Here is a 1,953-nt window from a genome sequence, read left to right as displayed (position 1 = left end):
GTCATGATGGAACTCGCCTGCCGCTCGCCAAGGGTGAGCACGCCGCTCACCATGATGCGCTCTTCCGCACCGAAGACATGTTCTTCGGCAACAGGCGCAGAGCCGCCATTCGTGGCGAGCGCCTCTTCATCTATCCGGCCACCAAGCAGGCGAAACACGGCTTCCGCCGTGCGCTGGCGCAGCGGCACGTTTTCAAGCCGGCGCTTGCTGTTGCGCTGCATGACCTGATTAAAGAACTCGATCAGGATGGAGAAGCCGATGGCGGCGTAGAGATAGCCCTTGGGAATGTGGAAGCCGAGACCTTCCGCAACGAGGCTGAAGCCGATCATCATCAGGAAGCCGAGGCAGAGCACCACGACAGTCGGATGCGCGCTGACAAAGGTCATCAGCGGCTTTGAGGCGAGCATCATCACAAGGATGGCAATGACGACGGCGGCCATCATGACCGGCAGACTGTCCACCATGCCGACCGCGGTGATGACGGAGTCGAGCGAGAAGACGGCATCGAGGACGATGATCTGCGTGACCACCACCCAGAAGCCCGCATGGAGCTTCGGGCCGGAAGTGGATTCATGCGGCGGCTCAAGCCGCTCATGCAGTTCCATCACGGCTTTTGTGAGCAGGAATAACCCGCCCACAAGCATGATGAGATCACGCCCCGAAAACGGCCAGCCGAACACGCTGAAGAGTGGCGTTGTCAGCGTGACGAGCCACGAAATACTCGCGAGAAGCAGCAGGCGCATGATGAGCGCCAGCGAAAGCCCCAGGAGGCGCGCTTTGTCACGCTGATGGGGCGGGAGTTTATCTGCCAGAATGGCGATAAAGACGAGGTTGTCGATACCGAGCACGACCTCCAGCACAATCAGCGTGGTGAGGCCTACCCATATCGTCGGATCAGCGATCCATTCCATCAGCGTGCTTAATGTCCCTCAAAAGAACACAGTGACAGCACTTCAATATTCAGCTCTTCGAGCCGCTGCCGCCCGCCCAATGCAGGCAATTCAATAACAAAACTGGCCGCCGCAACATTGCCGCCTGCGCGCGTAATGAGTTTGACCGCAGCTTCGGCGGTGCCACCTGTCGCGATCAGATCGTCAATCAACAGAACACGCGCCCCTGGCTGCAGCGCATCTTCATGGATCTCGACCGTGTCGGTTCCGTATTCAAGATCATATTCCTGTGCAAGCGTCTTCCAGGGAAGTTTACCTTTTTTTCGGACCGGGACGAAACCAAGACTTAGCCGGTGCGCCACCGCGCCGCCCAGAATGAAGCCGCGCGCCTCGATGCCGGCGACCACATCAAACTTCGCCCCTTCATGGAGGGCAACCAGCCCGTCCACCGCATTGGCAAAGCCTGCCGGGTCGGAAAGAAGCGTGGTGATGTCGCGGAACTGGATACCGGGGGAGGGGTAATCCGGAATGGTGCGAATGAAATGCTTGATGGTCATCTGGTCCACGTTTTCCGAGCGTCAGGTGCCGAGAACCCGGCCTGCAACGGCATCGAGCTTCGCCACAAGGGCGGGATCGCGCTTCGAAGGAGCGGTGATAAGGGCGGTGTCGAGCACGCGGTCAAAGCCCTGCGGCGAGGGGGTGCGCTTCGGCCCGAAGCTTTCAGCAACCGAGCGGATGAGCGCGCGCGCATTGCCCGCATTCTCTTCCAGCACGCGCACGACATCCGCCACTTCTACATGGGCGTGATGCGGGTGCCAGCAATCATAATCCGTCACCATGGCGACGGTTGCGTAGCAAATCTCCGCCTCGCGGGCGAGCTTTGCTTCAGGCATGTTGGTCATGCCGATCACGGAGCAGCCCCACGAACGGTAGAGATTGCTTTCCGCGAGCGTGGAGAATTGCGGGCCTTCCATGACGAGATAGGTACCGCCTCTCGCATGGGGAATATTGTTTGCCTTGCACGCGGCCTCGATGTAGTCGCCAAGGCGCGCACAGACAGGTT

The 1,953-nt window shown here is 59.8% G+C and carries 2 protein-coding genes and 1 pseudogene; all 3 read right to left on the bottom strand.

Going from position 1 to position 1,953, the window contains the following annotated elements; genetic code table 11:
• The coding region (locus WBF74_RS01825) for a TerC family protein (RefSeq protein WP_424434286.1) at window positions 1–911 on the bottom strand (911 nt) is incomplete at its 3' end.
• 8 nt (window positions 912–919) lie between these two features.
• Window positions 920–1,447: an adenine phosphoribosyltransferase gene (locus WBF74_RS01820; protein WP_424434283.1), complete on the bottom strand. Its 528-nt coding sequence runs from the start codon at window positions 1,445–1,447 to the stop codon at window positions 920–922.
• A gap of 21 nt (window positions 1,448–1,468) precedes the next feature.
• Window positions 1,469–1,953: pseudogene (locus WBF74_RS01815) on the bottom strand (S-methyl-5'-thioadenosine phosphorylase); the annotation flags it as partial.

It is taken from the genome of Parvibaculum sp., assembly GCF_049672805.1.
Taxonomy (GTDB): Bacteria; Pseudomonadota; Alphaproteobacteria; order Parvibaculales; family Parvibaculaceae; genus Parvibaculum.
The sequence above is the reverse complement of the archived record's forward strand: the minus strand, read 5'-3'. Positions and strand labels throughout refer to the sequence as shown.

Coding starts and splice junctions, on each gene's coding strand:
- WBF74_RS01820 (WP_424434283.1), bottom strand. CDS start 1,447: ATGACCATCAAGCATTTCATTCGCACCATTCCGGATTACCCCTCCCCC.